17 protein-coding genes and 1 tRNA gene are annotated in these 19156 nt (G+C 41.4%); 9 read left to right on the forward strand and 9 right to left on the reverse strand.

Translation table 11 applies throughout. The features are described from left to right. Positions 1-13: 13 nt before the first annotated feature. Positions 14-1144 (forward strand): bifunctional diaminohydroxyphosphoribosylaminopyrimidine deaminase/5-amino-6-(5-phosphoribosylamino)uracil reductase RibD, encoded by a 1131-nt coding sequence (gene ribD, locus ACKGJO_RS11525; RefSeq protein ID WP_411323588.1) that lies wholly within the window; start codon positions 14-16, stop codon positions 1142-1144. A gap of 9 nt (positions 1145-1153) precedes the next feature. Next, the gene (locus ACKGJO_RS11530) at positions 1154-1759 is read left to right on the forward strand and encodes a riboflavin synthase (protein ID WP_411323589.1); all 606 of its coding nucleotides are present in this window, start codon (positions 1154-1156) and stop codon (positions 1757-1759) included. Here the strand turns inward: ACKGJO_RS11530 and ACKGJO_RS11535 are convergent. From ACKGJO_RS11535 to ACKGJO_RS11555, 5 genes are all read right to left on the reverse strand, one after another. Beyond that, positions 1756-4443 (reverse strand): putative LPS assembly protein LptD, encoded by a 2688-nt coding sequence (locus ACKGJO_RS11535; protein ID WP_411323590.1) that lies wholly within the window; start codon positions 4441-4443, stop codon positions 1756-1758. The genes ACKGJO_RS11530 and ACKGJO_RS11535 overlap by 4 nt on opposite strands. 12 nt (positions 4444-4455) lie before the next feature. Then, entirely contained in the window at positions 4456-5400 is a 945-nt protein-coding gene (locus ACKGJO_RS11540; RefSeq protein WP_411323591.1) for an ROK family protein, read from the reverse strand. Between the two features lie 73 nt (positions 5401-5473). After that, positions 5474-5779 (reverse strand): FtsB family cell division protein, encoded by a 306-nt coding sequence (locus tag ACKGJO_RS11545; RefSeq protein WP_411323592.1) that lies wholly within the window; start codon positions 5777-5779, stop codon positions 5474-5476. Between the two features lie 210 nt (positions 5780-5989). After that, positions 5990-6062: transfer RNA gene (locus ACKGJO_RS11550), tRNA-Lys, on the reverse strand. A gap of 63 nt (positions 6063-6125) precedes the next feature. Further along, positions 6126-6632, reverse strand: coding sequence for a thioredoxin family protein (locus tag ACKGJO_RS11555; RefSeq protein WP_411323593.1), 507 nt, complete (start codon positions 6630-6632; stop codon positions 6126-6128). Between the two features lie 59 nt (positions 6633-6691). Here ACKGJO_RS11555 and ACKGJO_RS11560 point away from each other — a divergent pair, with 59 nt between their 5' ends. The 5 genes from ACKGJO_RS11560 to ACKGJO_RS11580 all read left to right on the forward strand — a co-directional run bounded on the left by ACKGJO_RS11560 (position 6692) and on the right by ACKGJO_RS11580 (position 12289). Next, a complete protein-coding gene (locus ACKGJO_RS11560) occupies positions 6692-7090 on the forward strand; it encodes an HIT family protein (RefSeq protein ID WP_411323594.1) in 399 nt (132 codons plus the stop codon). After that, positions 7087-7518, forward strand: a complete 432-nt coding sequence (aroQ, locus tag ACKGJO_RS11565; RefSeq protein WP_411323595.1) for a type II 3-dehydroquinate dehydratase — start codon at positions 7087-7089, stop codon at positions 7516-7518. Before ACKGJO_RS11560 ends, aroQ begins: the two co-directional genes overlap by 4 nt. A gap of 27 nt (positions 7519-7545) precedes the next feature. After that, positions 7546-9015 carry a lipopolysaccharide biosynthesis protein gene (locus ACKGJO_RS11570; protein WP_411323596.1) on the forward strand — a complete coding sequence of 490 codons (1470 nt, stop codon included), beginning with the start codon at positions 7546-7548 and terminating at the stop codon, positions 9013-9015. Between the two features lie 144 nt (positions 9016-9159). Beyond that, positions 9160-9975 carry an NYN domain-containing protein gene (locus tag ACKGJO_RS11575; RefSeq protein WP_411323597.1) on the forward strand — a complete coding sequence of 272 codons (816 nt, stop codon included), beginning with the start codon at positions 9160-9162 and terminating at the stop codon, positions 9973-9975. A gap of 361 nt (positions 9976-10336) precedes the next feature. Then, on the forward strand, positions 10337-12289 hold the full coding sequence (locus ACKGJO_RS11580) for a heavy metal translocating P-type ATPase (protein ID WP_411323598.1): 1953 nt from the start codon (positions 10337-10339) through the stop codon (positions 12287-12289). A 9-nt stretch (positions 12290-12298) separates the two neighbouring features. Here ACKGJO_RS11580 and ACKGJO_RS11585 read toward each other — a convergent pair whose 3' ends face one another. Next, complete coding sequence (locus ACKGJO_RS11585; RefSeq protein ID WP_411323599.1) at positions 12299-12754, reverse strand: methyltransferase family protein; 456 nt, start codon at positions 12752-12754, stop codon at positions 12299-12301. Positions 12755-12889: 135 nt separating this feature from the next. Beyond that, entirely contained in the window at positions 12890-13462 is a 573-nt protein-coding gene (locus ACKGJO_RS11590; RefSeq protein WP_411323600.1) for an AraC family transcriptional regulator, read from the reverse strand. Positions 13463-13746: 284 nt separating this feature from the next. Between ACKGJO_RS11590 and ACKGJO_RS11595 the strand changes: the two genes are divergently transcribed. Next, positions 13747-16839 (forward strand): WD40/YVTN/BNR-like repeat-containing protein, encoded by a 3093-nt coding sequence (locus tag ACKGJO_RS11595; protein ID WP_411323601.1) that lies wholly within the window; start codon positions 13747-13749, stop codon positions 16837-16839. Positions 16840-16910: 71 nt separating this feature from the next. Here the strand turns inward: ACKGJO_RS11595 and ACKGJO_RS11600 are convergent, their stop codons facing one another. Then, positions 16911-17174, reverse strand: a complete 264-nt coding sequence (locus ACKGJO_RS11600; protein ID WP_411323602.1) for a VOC family protein — start codon at positions 17172-17174, stop codon at positions 16911-16913. Between the two features lie 156 nt (positions 17175-17330). On the opposite strand from ACKGJO_RS11600, the gene ACKGJO_RS11605 reads away from it, so the two are divergent. After that, a complete protein-coding gene (locus ACKGJO_RS11605; protein WP_411323603.1) occupies positions 17331-17627 on the forward strand; it encodes a HigA family addiction module antitoxin in 297 nt (98 codons plus the stop codon). A gap of 84 nt (positions 17628-17711) precedes the next feature. Here the strand turns inward: ACKGJO_RS11605 and ACKGJO_RS11610 are convergent, their stop codons facing one another. Then, positions 17712-18827 carry a CynX/NimT family MFS transporter gene (locus tag ACKGJO_RS11610; protein WP_411323604.1) on the reverse strand — a complete coding sequence of 372 codons (1116 nt, stop codon included), beginning with the start codon at positions 18825-18827 and terminating at the stop codon, positions 17712-17714. Between the last annotated feature and the right edge of the window lie 329 nt (positions 18828-19156).

Consider the following 19156-nt stretch of genomic DNA (forward strand, 5'->3'; position numbering starts at 1 on the left):
CGTACATTCCAACATGTCCCAAACTAATCAGCATACAGACGATAAAAAATGGATGGCTGAAGCCCTTGAGCTTGCCAAAAAAGGCAAGGGCATGGTCGCCCCAAACCCATTGGTTGGATGCGTTATCATTTCAGCCGATGGAACAAAGATCGGTGAAGGGTATCACAGAAAATTCGGAGAGGCACATGCCGAGGTAAATGCCGTTAATTCTGTTAAAGACCGGAAAGATCTGAAGGGAGCTACCGTCTATGTTACTTTAGAGCCCTGCTCACACCACGGCAAAACGCCGCCTTGTGCAACCATGTTAGGTAATTTACCCATTCAACGAGTTGTTGTAGGTATGCGAGACCCTAACCCAAATGTTAATGGAAAGGGTATTCTTCATCTCAGGAATAAAGGTATTGAGGTTGAGGTGGGAGTTCTGAACGATAAAGCTGAAAAGCTCAATGAATTTTTCATCCATCATCAGACATTTGGCAGACCATTTATTACTTTAAAAATAGCTCAAACTGTTGATGGTTATCTGGCAGCAGCTGATGGTGAATCCCAATGGATAACAGGAAAACAATCCAGAAAAATGGTCCATAAATGGCGTTCAGAATATGATGGGGTCATGGTGGGACGAACCACTGCCATCACTGATAATCCAAGCCTTACCGTCAGGCATGTTTCCGGCCGGCAACCTAAGCGCATTGTGATCGACGGACCTTATGAGTTACCAAAAGAACTGAATCTTTTTTCTGATAAATTTGAAGAAAAGACCATTATAATCACCTGGAATAAGGAGGCCTCAGCTACAGATGCAGATCCCATGCTAAAACTGATGAAGCAAAATTATTTTCGGGGCCACATCCTTCAAGTTTCCAAAGTTGAGGGACATGCCGATCTGCGGCAGGCATTCAAAATGTTGGGTGAGAAAGGAATTACTTCTATTTTAGTAGAGGGAGGGCAGCAACTCTCATCAGCATTATTACGAGAAGGCTTAGTAGATAAGATCGAACTGTTTATTGCCCCTAAGTTATTGGGAGCCGGAACCCGGTCCCTTATCGGAATCGGGATCAATAAAATGAGAGATATTGTTGACCTTAAAGACGTCACCTGGAGCAAAGTGGGTGACGATATGTTATTAACCGGATATATTTAATCGAATACTATGTTTACAGGAATTATAGAAGAAGTCGGAAAAATTGAAAATATTAAATCTTTGAATGGCGGCGGGCAGGAAATGAAGATCTCTTGCTCTTTTGCAGACACCTGCCATGAGGACGAAAGCATTGCCATCAATGGTGCGTGCCACACGGTTGTGGCATTTGATGAAAATACCTTTACAGTTCAAAGCGTTGAGGAAACCTTGCGCAAAACCTCTCTCGGATCATTAAAAGACGGAGACCCTATAAATCTGGAACGATCTATGACTCTTGATCAAGGGATTGAGGGACACATGGTGCAAGGGCATGTAGATACCACCGGAACTATCACCAAGATCGAAAAGGAAGAGACCGGCTGGCTTTTAACGATAGAATACCCATCAGAATTTGAAAATATGATCGTGGGACGGGGAAGCATTACTTTGGAAGGGATAAGCCTGACCGTAGCCCGAGATTCCGGCAATACCTTTGTGGTTGCCATCATCCCTTATACATGGGATTACACGAATCTGAAAGGCAAGAAGATCGGCGACAAGGTGAATCTTGAATTTGATATCATTGGTAAATATGTGGTCAAATACCTTTCGAGCGTAGGCCGCGACTCCCTCTAAAAACCACCATATCTACGGCCTCTTGCACCGGAAGGACTTGAGCTTCTTTCCAGATTTTTAAGGACTGGCAGCTTCTGGAATAAACTCTGTATTTGGGAGCTGTTTACGCTCAACCTGAAGAAATAATATTTAAACTCTCCAAACGGATTGATCTGAAACGACAGATTCCAGCACTCAAGATCTCTGCTCAGCGCAAACTGAGACGGAGTAAATTCTTTACCAACAAAATCATATCCCACATCTGTATTGAAGCGCCATTTCGGGGTTAAATTAAACGAAATGCTGGATGCACGCAGTGTGGCTCTCTTGGTCGGTTCATCATTAAAACGATACGTCCAGCTATAACTGAAGTTCAGAGAAACGCTCCATGGTGAACTCAAAGGCGGAACCGGCTCATAACCAAACCTTGTATCTATGGGATGGAAGGTGGATTGATCGAAGGGATCATATCTGCGTCGGTACTCCGGTGTGTAAACCTGAACTCCGTCACCGCCTCTGAACGAAGTACTCGCATTTACTGAAAAAGAGCGGAGCTGGGCTAATTTTTTACTATCCTCTATAAAAAAACGGTCGAACTCTCTGCCGGTTGAATCAAACTGATAAAATGAGAAGTTAGCTGTAGCACTTAAATTCAAACCATCAATAGCACTGGAGCTTATTCGGGTCCTAAGATCGCTTAAATTCAAACTGTCGGCAGCAAAATTGTATGATGTATTCAATGATAGGTTGTCAATGAATCGGATATTATTTTCACTTACTTCCCCTGTGCTGTCGCGTTTTACCCGTTTGGTCTCAAATACATTTCGCATCGAGAAGTTCAATGACCTCGATTCTCCCCTCCCGGGACCACCAAAAATTGCATCTTCAAAGATGGAATATTGTTGTGTATTGCCAAGTGAATCGGTCTGAACCGTTTTATAATACCCCCATCGTTCCGCACTGAAATCAGGTCTGTAGCTAAAGCTTAAACTTGGCCGTACTGTATGTCTTAATCCCCGAAAACTTCCCAGCCTCATATTTGATATTCCATAAAAGGTCGTTCCAAAACTGAGGTTTGTACTGAATTCTCTTGAAGCAGCGAATCCGTATTTCTTATTGGTTTCAACACGATTGGAATCGGCATTAAATGTCTTTCGAACTGTGGATGGATACCAGTTTTCAGTATAATTTATTCCGGTTGAGATGTTAAGGAACTGGCTTGGTATGATCTGTCCAATTTGTAGTCCGGCCTGATGTTGTAAGCCTGCCTGAATATACCGGTCGTTACCTGTTGCAACTTCGTACTTATCCTTATCCGTTAATGCTTCAAAGAATGAGATCTCAGAGCTGTCTGCATCAATCGGATCAAAATTGAACTGTGACCTGAGGTTATTGCTATAACTTAAACTTATGGTTTCGTACCAATCCTGATTTCCCGTTCCTGTACTACTTTGAAACGGTGATATATTTTTCAGCCTGAAGTTGGCTGAGGGTCCGCTCAGTCGAGTTGAGGAATTCGTAAAGTTTTGAACAAGCTGTGCATTGGTACTGAAACTATACAGGTTTTCTGGATGCCTGTAGTTATAGGAAACTTTTGAATTCGAATTGACCTCAGCCCGATCATCGATATCGTATGAGTTCCGCCTGTTGAAATCGGCAGTTCTTAAATTTACGTTGGCTGATAAACTTGCATATGGCGATATGGTTTGGCTGTGCTGTACCGATACTGATCGCTGTATGGTTTCCGAAAAATCAGGGTCTGTTGGCTCCATACCGCGGTCATTGGAATATCCCAGTCTTATTGAGCCATTGTACAGATCAGTATTTCTATACTGCATCAAACCATTTAAATAAAAAGAACCGGAGGTGTAAATATCCCCGTCAACCTGCCCGGTCAGATAATCATTAAAATACTGAAACCATCCAACGTTCTGCAGGCCAAGTCCCCGGTTGTTCTGATCCTGAAAAGCATAGGTTGGAGTTAGGAGTCCTGACCGCTGTTTCTCAATATCTGTGGGTACATAACCAAATGGAAAGATAATTGGGTACGGAATATCCAGAATATACAGTTGAGCATTACTGAAGAAAAGTTCGTCTTCATCCACGAGCTTCATTTTTTTGGCTTTCAGATAATAGTACATGTATTCGGGGGGACAGGTAGAGTAGATCCCATCCTCAATAAAAACTTCACTCTCATTTACATTCTTTATTTTTGAACCAATCAGATGACCTTCTGAAACCTTCACTTGTGCAGCTTCAAACTTCCCTTTCTGTGTTTTATAGTTAAACAAAATTCGTGTACTTTTGATCTCATCCGATTCCCGGATCAGGACCGGCCTCGACAGGGTATCCTCAGGGGTTAAGGTGGTTGCTTCAACGGTGGTGTTATCAATATCCATATTGATCTCACCTGCCTTAAGTTCACCTGCCGAATGCTTCACACTGGCTGAACCAAATAGAAACGCCTTCTTTCCACCTTTGAAATTAATTACCAACGAGTCACTTGACTGAAATCTAACGGCATCGTCAGGAACATTACTTATTTCAGTTTGACCCGGAGGACCGTTTTTATTTCGCTGAAGAGTGGTATCCGGCCTGACAGCTACAGAATCGGTTTGTTGGGCTAAAACCGGAAGTTCCATCAACACAAAAAGACAAAAAATAACTAAGCCCTTGCCCGTATATGTGTTGATGGCTAAGGTCATATACAATTATGATTAAGAGAAAGAATCAAAAGCTAATCCTGCTGCTCCAAGTAAGGCACTGTCATTGCCAAGATCTTCGTAAGTGAGCTCAAACCCTTCTCTGAACGGCTCCATCATATGCTTGTTTACGATATCCTTTGCAGGTTCAAATAGAAAATCACCGGCTTTAGACACGCCTCCGCTTACAACAAACTTTCTGATATCCATCATATGCACGTAGTTAATGATCGCATATCCCAGTCGCTGACCGCTTTTAGCGAGAATTTCTATGGCTAGCTCATTGCCTTCCCTTGCTGCATTGGTAAGGTCAACGGGTTCAAGCTGACTAAAGTCTTTGAAGAACTTTTTATAAAGCGGGTTAGAAGGATTTTGTGAAATAAGATCCGATGCATACCGGCTCAAAAAGCGCTGTCCCAGGTAGGCTTCTACGGTTCCTCTTGTAACACTGTTTGAAAGTGGGCCATGGTAATCTATGATCACATGACCAAGTTCACCGGCCATACCCATAGTTCCCTTAAAGAGTTTGCGTTCATATATGATCCCACCACCGACCCCGGTTCCAAGGGTGATCATGATAAAACTGTCGTATTTATTACCAACACCAAAATGGAGGGAACCTAGCGCCGCAATATTTGCATCGTTCTCGATCTTGCAGGGGATACCCAATCTGTTTTCCATTTCCTGTGCAGCATTAACCGAACCCCATCCTGGCAGATTAGGCGGGTTATTGATTGTGGTCTGATCCTTAGAAACCATACCAGGCATTCCCATACCCATTCCGATGATCTCATTCTTTTTTATGAGGTCTTTGACAGTATCTGCTATTCTGTCAAGTAAATGATCTTTTCCAAGATTAGCCTGAGTGGGAGTTGTAACCTGGTCAATAATTCCATTTTCTTTATCAACGACAGCTGCTTTGATATTGGTTCCGCCGAGATCTACACCAATAGCTTTCATTTAGTATAATTTTAGAATCGAAATTTGTTTTGGTGAAGATAACAGGCAGGGTATCACGAACCAAACAGAAGCTCTATTTCTCTCGTTTAACTTTGTAGACCGTTTCACCAGATCTTCGCATCCCATATTCTTCACGAGCTATCTTCTCGAGCAAAGCAGGATCCTCATTCAATCTTTCGATCTTGACTTTGAGTTCCTCGGACCTGTCGTTAAGATCCTCTGTTCTTTCTTTTAATTCTTCTTTTTGAGAATAAAGATCCCAACGTGTTTTCAAGCTGTAGGTATCTATGAAAGTGAACCATGCCACTACAAATGTGGTAAGTAAAATTACCAGAAAAGACTTTTTCCACCTGAGCGGATTAAAAAATTGTAGGTTCATAAATAAGCCTGTAGATTATTCGCTGAGACCAAAATACGTTAATTTGCCTATTAAGTACAATTTGCTGTTTTGAACCTTATATTCTTTTGTAGAAAACAATAATAACATACAAACTGACCTTCGATAAGCTAGTAATAAAAAACCCCATCCGAGATCAATCGTATGGGGCTGGTCAAGAGAGAGTCTTAAAAAGTCTTCAAAAATAAAAAGTGAATCGGGAGGGGCTCGAACCCTCGACCCACGGCTTAAAAGGCCGTTGCTCTACCAACTGAGCTACCGATTCTTAATTCAGATTCCAAAGATAAGGCATTTATAAATTAGAGTACAAGGAAAAATTGAATTTTTCTCAATTTTCTTGCAGCCTTTTCAATATCTGAACAAGCTCAGTTTCAATTGGTAATTGTGGCCTTTCAACGATTCTTCCATATTCATTACCGTCTTTCAGAACCACAACGGTGGGAATATATTTGATATCAAACAATTTTAAAAATTCATTTGGGAATTTTTTTTGTTCATCCACACCAACATATGTGACTTCAATCTGATCATTATTCACAAGGTTCAGTGTTTTCACCAATCCCGGAGTGTACTTGGTTGATTCTCTGCACCAACTTCCAAAAAACACAACTATGGAATAATCTCCATTCAGACTGCTTAAATACTCAATATCCCTTGGATCCGGTTCATATCTGTCAACATACACTTTAAAGATCCTACTGTTCTCTATTATTTGATCTAATGTAACCTCACCTATCAGGTTATCTTGCACATCTTGACTCATGGCCTCTTCACTCCACAAGACTGAAAAGCCTATCAATAAGAAAATAAAAAAAGAGACTCTTGCAGAGTTCATAAGGATTTCTGTTTATTGGATAGTATCTTCTTTCAAATTAACAGCTTTGATTAAAAATTATGGCAACAATTTTTACTAAGATAATTGAACGGGAAATACCAAGTTATAAGATAGCCGAGGATGACCGTCATTACGCATTTTTAGATATAAATCCGTCAGCTAAAGGACACACACTCTGCATACCAAAAAAAGAGATCGATTATCTTTTTGATATGGATTCAGAAGATCTAGCTGAATTGACCAAATTCTCACAAAAGGTGGCCAAGGCTATCGATAAAACACTTCAACCAATGCGTACCGGAGTGATAGTTGAAGGAATGCTCGTTCCACATGCGCATATACATCTCATCCCAATATATAAGGAATCACAAGAATTTAGCTTGGGTAAAAAAGTTGAGTTAGGTGATACCGAAATGCTGAATCTGGCAAGAAGGATCAGTAAAAATGTTGAGCTATGAATATCCTGATCATCAACGGTCCAAATTTGAATTTACTGGGAACCCGCGATCCTGATGTTTACGGTAAAGACACTCTTCCGGACATTCAGACTGAACTTCAAAAACAGTATCCTGATCATACATTCAGCTTTTATCAAAGTAATGTTGAGGGTGAGCTCATCAACCGTATACAGGATGCGATGAAAAACGACACCGAAGCATTGATCATTAATCCGGGCGGTTACTCACACACATCAGTGGCTCTCCGTGACGCTCTAGATGCTGTTACATTCCCAAAAGTGGAGGTTCATCTGTCGAATATTCACGGCAGAGAAGAATTCCGTGATCGTTCTATAACTGGTGCTGTCATGAACGGCATCATTACCGGCTTTGGGAAACATAGCTACGCTCTTGGAGTTGAAGCGATCGAACGGCTGAACCTATCTTAGCCCTTTCATCAAATAAAACCTGCTGAATTGACGAAGTTAAAAGAACTATTTTCCGATACCATGATCTATGGCGTAAGCAGCGTGCTTGCTCGGTTCATCGGTTATCTTTTAGTTCCACTTCACACCGGTGTCTTTTCTGAGGATCAATACGGTATCGTCAGTCTGATCTTTGCTGCCATTGCCATGTTCAATGTGCTTTTCACTATGGGGATGGAGTCAGCTTACATTCGGTATGGCAAAGACCGTGAAGAAGCCAAAAGCATCTTTAAGACCCTTCAGTTATTTCTTTTAGTCTCATCCGGCCTGTTTGTACTTATTATCTGGAGCATGCAGCCACTTATCACACCCTTGATAGGATTAGAAAGCGGGGATCCTGTTTTCCGGATGATGCTGGGTATTCTTTTATTCGATACCATTGCCATTGTTCCATTTGCTGAACTGCGACTGGTTCGTAAGTCCATCTCATTCGCTGTTATCAAAACAGGCAATGTGATTGTGAATCTGGGATTAAACTTCTATCTGATCCTCGTACTTGATTATGGGATCGAAGCTGTCTTTATAAGTAACTTGGCTGCATCTCTACTTACAGCCGTTGCCACCTGGTTTTTCACTCTTCCAATGTGGGCGGGTAAATGGAATACCCAATTATTAAAAAGGGCCCTCCTTTTCGGATTGCCTTTTGTTCCTGCGGGTTTCGGTCATGTTATCAATGAACTGCTTGACCGCTTTTTTTTGAAATCCATGGAGCCCTCTACAGTTGAGCGCCTTTATGGTGCGGATCAAACTCCCGATGATATTGTGGGGATCTATAGCGCCTGTTACAAACTGGCTGTGTTCATGTTATTACTGGTTCAGATGTTCAGAATGGCCTGGCAGCCCTTTTTTATGCGCCAATCTGAGGAAGAATCAGCACCCAAGACCTTTTCTCAAACATTCGTTTTCTTCAATTCCGCTGCAGCCCTTATTTTTCTTTTCGTGGCTCTATTTGCTGAACAGATTGTTTCCATTCAGGTTCCTGTACTGGATTTCTACTTAGTTGATAAAAAATTCTGGGGTGGACTGACCATTGTGCCTATATTACTTTTGGCCTATTGGTTTCAGGGCTGGTATGTCAATTTCTCAGCCGGAATATTTATTAGCGAAACCACCAAACGACTGCCGCAGATCACTCTTATTGGGGCCGGTATCACGATTTTAGCTAATCTGATCCTCATCCCATATTTCGGAATGATGGGATCTGCCTCCGCAACTTTGCTGAGCTATTTTACCATGGCCATGGTTATCTACTACTACTCAAACAAGGTTTTTAAAGTACCCTATCAACTCCTCTATGGATTTGGGGTTATGATCTTATCAGTCGTCCTTTATTATTCCAAGCCTTACGTTCTGCAAATGGGATTTACCGATCTCATTTCATCCATCCTTCTAATGACTGCGGGCATATCTTCGGTAGCTGCACTTTCCTATATGGCCTTATTCAAAAGACAAAGAATTTAAGAGGTAACTCAATTGGGTTGTGAATGAAATTTAAGTTCTTGATTCTCTCCCTAAAATTTATGTTAATGGTTTGGTAGCGTTGAGTTTATATTGCTTCACTGTTTTTAATATTATTTTTAAAGCTGAATATGCAGGATTATTTTTATGAATACGAAAGAACGAGTCGGTATATATGTTGATGCTGTTAATGTGACGATGAACGGAGGATACGGTCTCCGCTACGATACTTTACGAATGTTTGCATGCCGAAACGGTGCTGTTGCCTCAAGGCTGAATGTTTATCTGTGCTACGACAATGAAAGACTGAAGGAAGACCGCGATTACCGGATCAAGACCCAGCGTTTTTGCGATGTGCTAAGAGATTATGAATATAAAGTGATCGAAAAACCGGTTCACACCTATACCAATCACGAAACTGGCGAAAAGATCACTAAGTCTTACATAGATATGGATATGGCTGTTGATATGCTGGTTCAGGCCGATCACCTTGATAAAATTGTCCTCTTAAGCAGCAGTGGAAGTTATATTAGCGTAGTGAATGCCCTGCAGAATAAAGGATGCCGGGTCGAATTGGTTGCTTTTGATAACGTATCCTCATCCCTTAAAAAAACGGTAGATTCTTCAGTTTCAGGCTATCTGATTCCTGGATTGCTTCCTGTTGACTCACCTTATAAATGGGGCGAAACCGGTTCAAGAGTGCGTGGCGTCTGTTACGACTTCACTCAGGATGAAGGCTATGGTTTTTTGCGTTTCTTGACACGAAAAGAGGATTGCTTATGGATCACCGATTCGCGTGACTCATGCTCGCCATACAAAACCGTGTTTGCTCATATATCAGAATTTGAGGATGATTTCGATACCTCATATCTGCCAAGCCGAGAACTCATCTTTGAATTTGACGTAACAGAAAATGATAAGGGGCTGATCTCAGAAAATATTGTTTTGATCAGTGCACCCTAGTTACCTGTTTATAAGTATTATTACTATTCAGAATTTATAGTAATTGGGAATGGTCTCTTTCCTTTACTACCTTTTGGAATATGAAGCACTTCCATCAATAAAGTATTACACAATCCTGCACAAAAAATACACATAAGTATAAGACTCGCTTCCGTCCCATTGATACCTTATTATCCTAAGTTTTAGGAAAAAAGATATAAAGTCATCATAGTGAGATATCCAGCGAACGTAGAGAGCAAATACCTTGCAATTTCCCTCCAAATAATCACAAGCGTAATCACGGAGATGGCTACATCGAAAGATGGCTTTGCTTAAATTATAAATATGGACTTCTCGCTATGACAGGCTAAATTTTTAATACATGGAATTCATAAAAAAATATTACGAAGTATTTTGGTCGGCCGTTTTTTTAATTGCGGCATTGACCCTTCAATACTGGATTCCCTTCCAGGGAAATGAGATTGTCTTTCTGTCGCTTTATCTTATTTCCTATCTGTTTGTCGGAGCACCAGTTTGGATAAAAGCCTTTAAATCTATCCAAAAAGGCACCATCTTCAGCGAATTTCTGCTCATGGGAATTGCCACAGTTGGTGCCTTTATTTTAGGTGAATATGCCGAAGGCGTAGCGGTAATGCTCTTCTATATGATCGGTGAATATGCCCAGGGAAATGCGGTTCGTAAAGCCCGCCATTCCATTGAATCACTCATCAATCAACAACCGGATATAGCTACAGTTGAACGAAACGGGACATTAGTAAAAATTCATCCTTCAGAAGTAGAACCGGGAGAGATCATTCAAGTAAAACCCGGGGCCAAAGTCCCGCTTGATGGTGAACTTCTCACAAAACGGGCTTCTTTCAATACTGCTGCCTTAACAGGAGAATCCAAGCCTATGACAAAAAATGCAGGTGAAGAAGTTTGGGCGGGATCAGTTAACGAGCTTGTTCCGGTACGCATAAAAGTGACTAAAGAATATGAAGATTCACGGCTTTCCGACATCCTGAATATGGTTCAGGAAGCTACACTACGAAAAGCCCCTACCCAGCGCTTTATGACACGCTTTGCGAAGGTTTACACCCCTATTGTCGTCTGGCTGGCCACAGCTCTCACATTTCTGCCCTGGCTGTTTGTTGAAGCCTATGTATTTCAAGACTGGTTTTATCGCGCACTGATCTTTCTTGTTGTTTCCTGTCCATGCGGCTTGGTAATTTCCATTCCGCTTGGATATTTCGGGGGAATTGGTGCGGCCTCTCAAAATGGGATTCTTCTAAAGGGCTCTGATTATCTGGACCAACTCCGAAAAATGAAAACTTTGTTTTTGGATAAAACCGGGACTATGACCGAGGGAGTCTTTGAGGTGCAAGAAATCTATCCTGCTAACGGACATGAAACTACAGATATATTGAAACTAGCCGCTTCTTTGGAGAAGCACTCTTCGCACCCCGTTGCAAAAGCTATACTGAGTTTCACCAACGGAAAGGATTTACCGGAAGCCAATGACATTCAGGAAATACCGGGAAGAGGTCTTAAAGGAACTATCAGCCAGAATAAGATCCTTGTAGGCAATCGAAAATTATTGGAGGAGAATGAAGTCTCCGTTTCCGAAATAGATAATGATAACCCATCTGCCATTGTATATGTAGCAGCAGACGGTATGCATATCGGAACCATTTTGATCTCCGACAAAATTAAAACGGATGCCGAACAAGCCCTGAAAGAACTTAAGAGCTTAGGCGTAAGCGAATTGATCATGCTTTCCGGGGATAATCAGCAAACCACAGATGCTATAGCCAAACAGCTTGGCATAAGTCAGGCTTTTGGAGGGTTGCTTCCGGACGGTAAATACGACAAAGTGAATAAGGCTTTGCGATCTGGTCATGTTGTTGGGTTTGTAGGAGACGGACTGAACGATGCCCCGGTGATCACCTTGGCAGATGTAGGAATTGCGATGGGCGGTATTGGCTCAGATGCAGCCATCGAAACAGCAGATGTGGTTATTCAAACCGATCAGCCCTCAAAAATTCCACAGGCTATCCACATCGCAAAATTTACGCATAAAGTGGTCTGGCAGAATATTGGCTTTGCCCTGGGTATTAAGATTCTGGTAATGGTTCTTGCCGCTGTTGGACTTGCCACTATGTGGGAGGCTATTTTCGCGGACGTTGGAGTTGCTCTTATTGCAATTGCCAATGCGATCAGAGTTCAGAAAAAATTCTCGAATGAGTCATTTACACTCGCATCATTCTTTGGAAGTGGAAAAACAAACTCTGTTGCCGATAACAAACCCGATAGCTGCTGTGAAGTGTGTTCCTGATTTAAAACTTCAAAGCCAGCGCCGAACCTTTTTCTTATATTCTGAAAATTCAACCCCAAATTTCTGTTCCATTATCTCTTCTTCCGGCTTGATCTGAAATTCATTCATATACCAAACAAAAATAGGCAGTACGACCAGGATAAACGGATTTCCCCAATACAAAACCGCACTAATCAAAGCGATCAGCAGTGCTAAATACATGGGATTCCGACTGTATGTGTAAACACCTGAAGTGACCAACTTGCTTGAATTTTCCGGTTTGTGAGGGTTTACCGTTGTCCGCTTTCGAATAAATTCGATCACAGCCAACAAACCTATTATGACTCCGACTGCAAAGCAACCAAAAGCCAGCAAAAGGTGTCCCTCAAATTTCAGAATTGAGCTGTGCAGGTTTTCTTTAATGAGCCACATCAATCCCATACAAATAATAAAAACCACACCCGGTGGGATCTTTAAATTTAGCATGAGATTAGGTGTTCAGGCGTTTCAGTGTTAACAAGTTACGGTGTTTTTTTCTTTAACACCGTAACACGTTAACACTATTGATTATTCATTTTGATAAAATCACATACACCAATCCGTATCATCTTTATCCAATTCTTAGATCTTATCTAGGGATTTTCTGTCCGGTACCTGAAGTTTTTGATATTCGCTCATACTCATTCCTGTGATCTGTTTGAACTGGCGCGATAGATGCTGAAGATTCTTATACCCCAGGCGATAGGCAACCTCACTGAAGCTAAGATTTCCGTATTCGACCAATTCCTTGGCCTTTTCGATCTTCAGCCGAATGAAATATTTTTCAATGGTCATTTCTTCCTTTCGGGAAAAGACACGAGAGATGGTCGCGTAACTTTTAGCCAGATTTCTTGCCAAATGATCGGAAAGTGACGTCTCATCTGTTTCCAGATCCCCGGACTCTACCCACTGGATAAGTGTGGTTTTAACTTTTTCAACTAATACTGACTCTTCATCCTTAATAAGCCCAAAGTTAAACCGCTCCAGCTCTTTTTCAATTTCATGCATAGTGGGTTTATCACCGGTGCGGGTGACTTCAGCTTTTCCCAGCTGAATGTGATCCACCTGTAACTCTAAAGCCTTCAATGCAGTCTCAATGACCATCACACAACGGTCACAGACCATGTTTTTGATATATAGAGTGATTTTTTCCATAAAACAATATAATCAGAAGTAGGAGGAACTACATGTATAGGTAATCTGCCTTACAGAGTTTGGAGAAAGTCTTACCTAATAAATATAATTGTTTCCAATTTACTGAAGCTTAACGAATTAGCCTCCGTTTATTTCATCTTTGTTAAAAGATTTATTGCGTTTTTTTAGTGGTAGAAATTATCAGTACGTTCAAAAATGGAAAATCTTCTCTTTAAACTAGCTCAACCCTGAATTTTAATTTCACACCAATGAAACAGCTTTCTCTCTTTGCACTAATATTTTGCTTGGGACTATATTCGCCCACAAATGCACAGGAAAAAATATCAAATTATCCTGTTGATGAAACCCTTTATGAAACTTTAACATATCGAAATATTGGCCCTTTTCGTGGAGGCCGATCAACTACGGTTACAGGTATTCCGGGAGATATTTATACCTATTACATGGGTACAACCGGAGGTGGTGTTTGGAAAACAACTGACGGTGGTACAACATGGCATGTTATCTCTGATGGTTATTTTAATACCACAGGAATTGGTGATGTTACAGTAGCCCCTTCAGACAACAATATCATATATGTTGGATCAGGTGAAGGTCCCGTTCGTGGGGTTAAAACATCTCACGGTGATGGTGTTTATAAATCAACCGATGCAGGTGAGACATGGACACATATTGGGCTAGAAGCTACTCGCCATATTAGCCGGGTTTTTATCCATCCAAAAAATCCCGATGTAGTATACGTAGCTGCGCAAGGTAATCCCTGGGGACCAAATGAAGAACGAGGTATTTACTTAACCAAAGATGGTGGTGAAAACTGGGAGAAGATTCTATATGTAAATGAAAACTCAGGCATAGCTGATCTAAGTGTAGATCCATCCAATCCGGACATTATGATGGCTACTTCCTGGGATTTTAATAGAAAGCCATGGTATGTTCAAAGTGGTGGGCCGGGCAGCAAAGTTTGGAAAACAACTGATGCCGGTAAAACCTGGAAAGAAATAACCAAAGGACTTCCGGAATTGAAAGGAAAAATGGGGGTTTCTATATCGCCTGCAAACCCAAAGATAGTTTATATGGCTATTGAAGCATTGGGTAAGGAAGGAGGAGTTTATCGCTCAGATGATGGCGGTGAAAGCTTTGTGCAGACATCAAATGGCCCAACAACTTATGCCCGAGCCTGGTACTACATGCATATTGTTGCGGATCCCTCAGATGAGGATGAACTATGGGTTTTAAACAGCTTCGCAATGAAGTCAATCGATGGTGGTAAAACATTTTCTGGGAGTATGTTTACTCATGTTGATCATCACGATATGTGGATCAATCCGGAAAACAGTGACAATATGATCAATGCCAATGACGGGGGTGGTGCCGTCACTTACAACGGTGGAGAAACATGGTCATCCATTAGAAATCAGCCCACCGGACAGTTTTATCGTGCTATAACCGATAATCAATATCCATACCGTGTTTATTCCGGGCAGCAAGATAATAGCTCTATCGTAATTGATAGCAAAACATCTGATGGTGGGATTGGTGAGATGCATTGGGATATTATCCGTGCCGGTGAATCCTCAACTGTTGGATTTGATGCTGACAATCCCCGATATATTTATTCTACATATTTTGCCAGTAACTTCATTGAGTGGGATAGCGAAATTGATAATGTTAGAATGGTTAGACCTTATCCTGAGAGAGTTAGCGGTGTACAACCTAAGAATTTAAAATATCGAGCCAACTGGAATGGACCGGTTCTCGTTTCTCCACACAATCCCTCTGTTATTTATTATGGTTCTCAGTATGTGATGAAATCATCTGATAGAGGAGTAACTTGGGATGTAATAAGCAAAGATCTCACTAGAAATAATAAAGACCATCAAGGTAAAGGCGGGGGACCAATTTCTAACGAGCAAATTACTGCCGAAAGTTATAACAACCTTTTCAATATCGAAGAATCTCCGATTAAGGAAGGAGTTATTTGGGTAGGTTCTGATGATGGTTTAGTACATGTTTCTAAAAATGCAGGCGAAACTTGGACAAATGTTACCCCAAAGGATTTACCGGAAGCCATTATTAATGTTGTTGAGCCATCTCCTCATGACCCCGCTACTGCGTACATCGCTGTTGCTGGTTATAAAATGAATGACTTTACTCCTTATATTTATAAAACCGATAATTATGGATCGTCATGGGAAAAAATAGTAACTGGCATTCCGAATAACACCTTTGCTCGTACAGTAAGAGAAGACCCTGATAAAAAAGGATTACTTTATGCCGGTACTGAAACCGGGGTTTTTGTTTCCTTTAACGATGGGAAAAACTGGCAACCTCTTCAGAATAATCTGCCGGAAGTCCCAATTACCGATCTTAGGGTTAAACGTAAAGATCTAGTGGTAGCCACTCAAGGTCGTGCATTATGGATCTTAGATGATCTGACTCCATTACATCAGATTTCTGATGAGGTAGCAAAAGCAGATTACTATCTATATAAGCCCCGAGATTTCAACGTTGGTATCTCCATTTCATATAGCGTAGATGTAGCTCCTGGCGAGAATGCTCCCTCTGACTTACAAATAGCATATGTGCTTAATAAAGAAGTTGGTAAAGATGTTCCGATGTCATTGGAAATAATAGATAGTAAAGGACAAGTTGTTCATTCCGAAGCTTCTAATGAGCCTCCAACATCATGTGATTCAATGAAAAGGCCACAATTGGAAAGAAGTTCAGGTGCTCATGTATATAGCTGGAATATGCGAGTTGGCATGTTCGACTGCATTAAAGAGGTTACAACTACCAGCCGTAACTTGAGTGCATATGATGCCGCACCCGGGGAGTATAAGGTGAGAATGAGTATCGGTGATTTCAGCCAAAGTCAAGATTTTGAGCTTAAAATTCACCCAAATATTCTTAGCAGTATTCCCAACGCTGCCGCCTCATTCGAAGAACGCGATAAACTTTCTGCTTCTTTATATGCGGCTGCAACCGAAATGTCTAAAGGTGTTCGTGACCTTCGTCAAGTACAACGCCAAATTGATTTTGCTTTAGATGTTTCAGACAACAAAGAAGTAAAAGATAAAGGGGCCGCTTTAAATGAAACTATTGAAGATTGGATTGCAGAAATCTTACAAAAAGAGATGCGTACAGGACAACACAATTACCAATTTGAAGCAAGATTGCTACTTAGATACAAAGATTTCTTAAATCAAATGAGTAAAAATATTCCTGTTACAGCTGGCTCAAGGGATGTTACCAGAGATTACTTAAAAGAGTGGTCTGATCTAAAAAAGGAACTTAATACTATAAAAAATCAATCGGTTAAGAATTATAGTAGTTTATTAGTAAGTAATGGTTTGCCTGAAATCTATTGGCCTAAATAAGCTTACAATTTCTTTAATATAATTATAAAGGATTGGATCTCTTGAGTTCCAATCCTTTTTTATTACAACAACTAAAGTGTTTTACCCGGCTCTTCCACGATCTTACCAGCAAATTCTTGAATTTTATTTTGAGTGGTTTTTAGGTATTTGCTATAGAAAATGATCAGCGCCCCGCCGGAATCGGAATTGGATACTTTTTTAGACTTATAAAATCCGCCGTTGATTCCTTCATTTGCAAAATCGCAATATTCAGAACCATAGTCATTGAATTTCCAGCCAAATGCTTTTTTAAAGAAATCCTTGGTTGCCTCAAGGTCCACAGAAGGGAATTCCACATAACCGATCTTTTCATGTTGTGATATAATACCTCCTTTGTTATCCTACAATGTAGTTAATCTGATATTAGAGAGCATTATGGTTAATTAAACTGCAATTTGTAAAGTGTACCGCCATGCAGTACATTATAGCCATCAGCTAATCAAAGATAAATTATGAGTGAAGAGAAAAAGGTCAAATCCATACATCCGGGAAAGATACTCTCGAGTGAGTACCTGGAACCAATGAATATCAGTCAGCGCGAATTTGCACGGCGAATTTCAGTTTCCCCCAATCGTGTGAATGAGATAATCCGGGGAAGGCGTTCTGTTACGGGGGACACGGCCATCAGATTTTCCATTGCCCTCGGCACCAGTGCAGAAATGTGGCTTGGATTACAAGCTCATTACGATCTTGATCAAGCCCGTAACGAAATGACGGATGAAATAAAGAACAGTATTGAAAAGATTTAGTGTGAGCCGGGACTGAAGCAGAGCCATAATACTTGGCTTGGTTTCTCAGCAGAGGAACCATAAATGGAGAGCGGTCATGCTATATCAAGCGTTAGCGGAGATCGTCTTATTTCTTGCCGCGCCCAAACCGAATCCAAGCTGTAAAGTCGCTATAACCAACATACTGTATAATGGAATATTCCAGCTGTTGGTAAGGTCATGAATAAAGCCAAACAAAACAGGACCAAAAGCAGCAACAAAGTAGCCGACGGATTGCGCCATTCCTGAAAGACCGGTAGTCAGTTCAGCAGACTCAGCTCGCAACACCATAAATAGCAGTGCCAGACTAAAATTGCCGCCCAGACCAAATCCTAATATTCCCGCCCAGGTAGATACCAAAAATGTATCTGATAACAAGATCCCAAGCACTCCAATGATCTCCATAGATGCGGTCACCAATACTATACTGCGCTGATCTTTGAACCGCCCGGCGATCGTAGGTATGACTAGTGATCCCAGAATACCGGTCCCTTGAGAAATTGACAGAACTATCCCGGCTTTGGTGGGTGTCATCCCCCTGTCTATCAGAATTTCAGGGAGCCAGGCCAGCACGGCATAGAAAATGAGTGATTGCAATCCCATAAAGAACGCTATTTGCCAGGCGATCGGAGAGGATCCGAGCTTCTTGATGGCCGCTCCAATATGAATGGGGTTCTTGGGCTTGGTTCTATTCCTAAGCTGGGGGATCCAAAGCAACAGTCCCGCAAAGGAAAGAATAGCCCAGCTCCCAAGTGAAAATTGCCAATTGGTGGCATGAGCAAGAGGCACACTCACACCGGCACCCAATGTGGCTCCGATTCCCATCACTCCCGAGTACAGGCTTGTCATAAATCCGGATCGTTGCGGAAAATCCCTTTTTACAATAGAGGGCATAAGCACGTTCATCACCGCGATGCCGATCCCTATGAACAGCGTACCCAGATATAAAGACGGAATAGTTGCGAAATATCGGCTGACTGTACCAACAGTTAGAATGAAGAGGGCAGCACCAAGAGTGAATTCTAACCCAAACCGCTGTGTGAAATACAGCGTAAAACCGGATAACAAAGCAAAACAAATTAAAGGCAGAGTCGTGATCAACCCAACCATACTGTATGAAAGCCCCAAAGCATTTTGGATAAACTCTGTGAGCGGGCCCACACTCGATAATGGCGAACGCATAGACAGTGCAATAAAGATGATACCGAGAATCAGTATGTAGCGCTTTTTTGTAATTGGGCTAATAGAAGGACCTCTTGCTTGTACGGATAGACCTATTGGGATGAAATATGGAGCCCGAATATATGGATCTTAGACCTATGATTTGGTCAGCTTTAAAATTAATAAGGGAAGGATAGGGGCATGTTAGAAGCTGGCAACGGTTCCTGGATCTATATTTATCAATGGTTCCTCTGTTTTTTTACGTGCAACCGGAGCTAAATGCACGAAATTAAAAGAAAAATTGCCCGACCCGGATCACAAAACCTAACGGTTCTGACAGAGTCGAGCAA

The organism is Gracilimonas qinghaiensis (genome assembly GCF_046602855.1).
Classification (GTDB): domain Bacteria; phylum Bacteroidota; class Rhodothermia; order Balneolales; family Balneolaceae; genus Gracilimonas.

Coding starts and splice junctions, on each gene's coding strand:
- ACKGJO_RS11540 (WP_411323591.1), bottom strand. CDS start 5,400: ATGAAAGCTATTGGTGTAGATCTCGGCGGAACCAATATCAAAGCAGCT.
- ACKGJO_RS11605 (WP_411323603.1), top strand. CDS start 17,331: ATGAGTGAAGAGAAAAAGGTCAAATCCATACATCCGGGAAAGATACTC.
- ACKGJO_RS11560 (WP_411323594.1), top strand. CDS start 6,692: ATGGCAACAATTTTTACTAAGATAATTGAACGGGAAATACCAAGTTAT.
- ribD (WP_411323588.1), top strand. CDS start 14: ATGTCCCAAACTAATCAGCATACAGACGATAAAAAATGGATGGCTGAA.
- ACKGJO_RS11585 (WP_411323599.1), bottom strand. CDS start 12,754: ATGCTAAATTTAAAGATCCCACCGGGTGTGGTTTTTATTATTTGTATG.
- ACKGJO_RS11575 (WP_411323597.1), top strand. CDS start 9,160: ATGAATACGAAAGAACGAGTCGGTATATATGTTGATGCTGTTAATGTG.
- ACKGJO_RS11580 (WP_411323598.1), top strand. CDS start 10,337: ATGGAATTCATAAAAAAATATTACGAAGTATTTTGGTCGGCCGTTTTT.
- ACKGJO_RS11555 (WP_411323593.1), bottom strand. CDS start 6,632: ATGAACTCTGCAAGAGTCTCTTTTTTTATTTTCTTATTGATAGGCTTT.
- ACKGJO_RS11545 (WP_411323592.1), bottom strand. CDS start 5,779: ATGAACCTACAATTTTTTAATCCGCTCAGGTGGAAAAAGTCTTTTCTG.
- ACKGJO_RS11535 (WP_411323590.1), bottom strand. CDS start 4,443: ATGACCTTAGCCATCAACACATATACGGGCAAGGGCTTAGTTATTTTT.
- ACKGJO_RS11530 (WP_411323589.1), top strand. CDS start 1,154: ATGTTTACAGGAATTATAGAAGAAGTCGGAAAAATTGAAAATATTAAA.
- aroQ (WP_411323595.1), top strand. CDS start 7,087: ATGAATATCCTGATCATCAACGGTCCAAATTTGAATTTACTGGGAACC.
- ACKGJO_RS11590 (WP_411323600.1), bottom strand. CDS start 13,462: ATGGAAAAAATCACTCTATATATCAAAAACATGGTCTGTGACCGTTGT.
- ACKGJO_RS11610 (WP_411323604.1), bottom strand. CDS start 18,827: ATGCGTTCGCCATTATCGAGTGTGGGCCCGCTCACAGAGTTTATCCAA.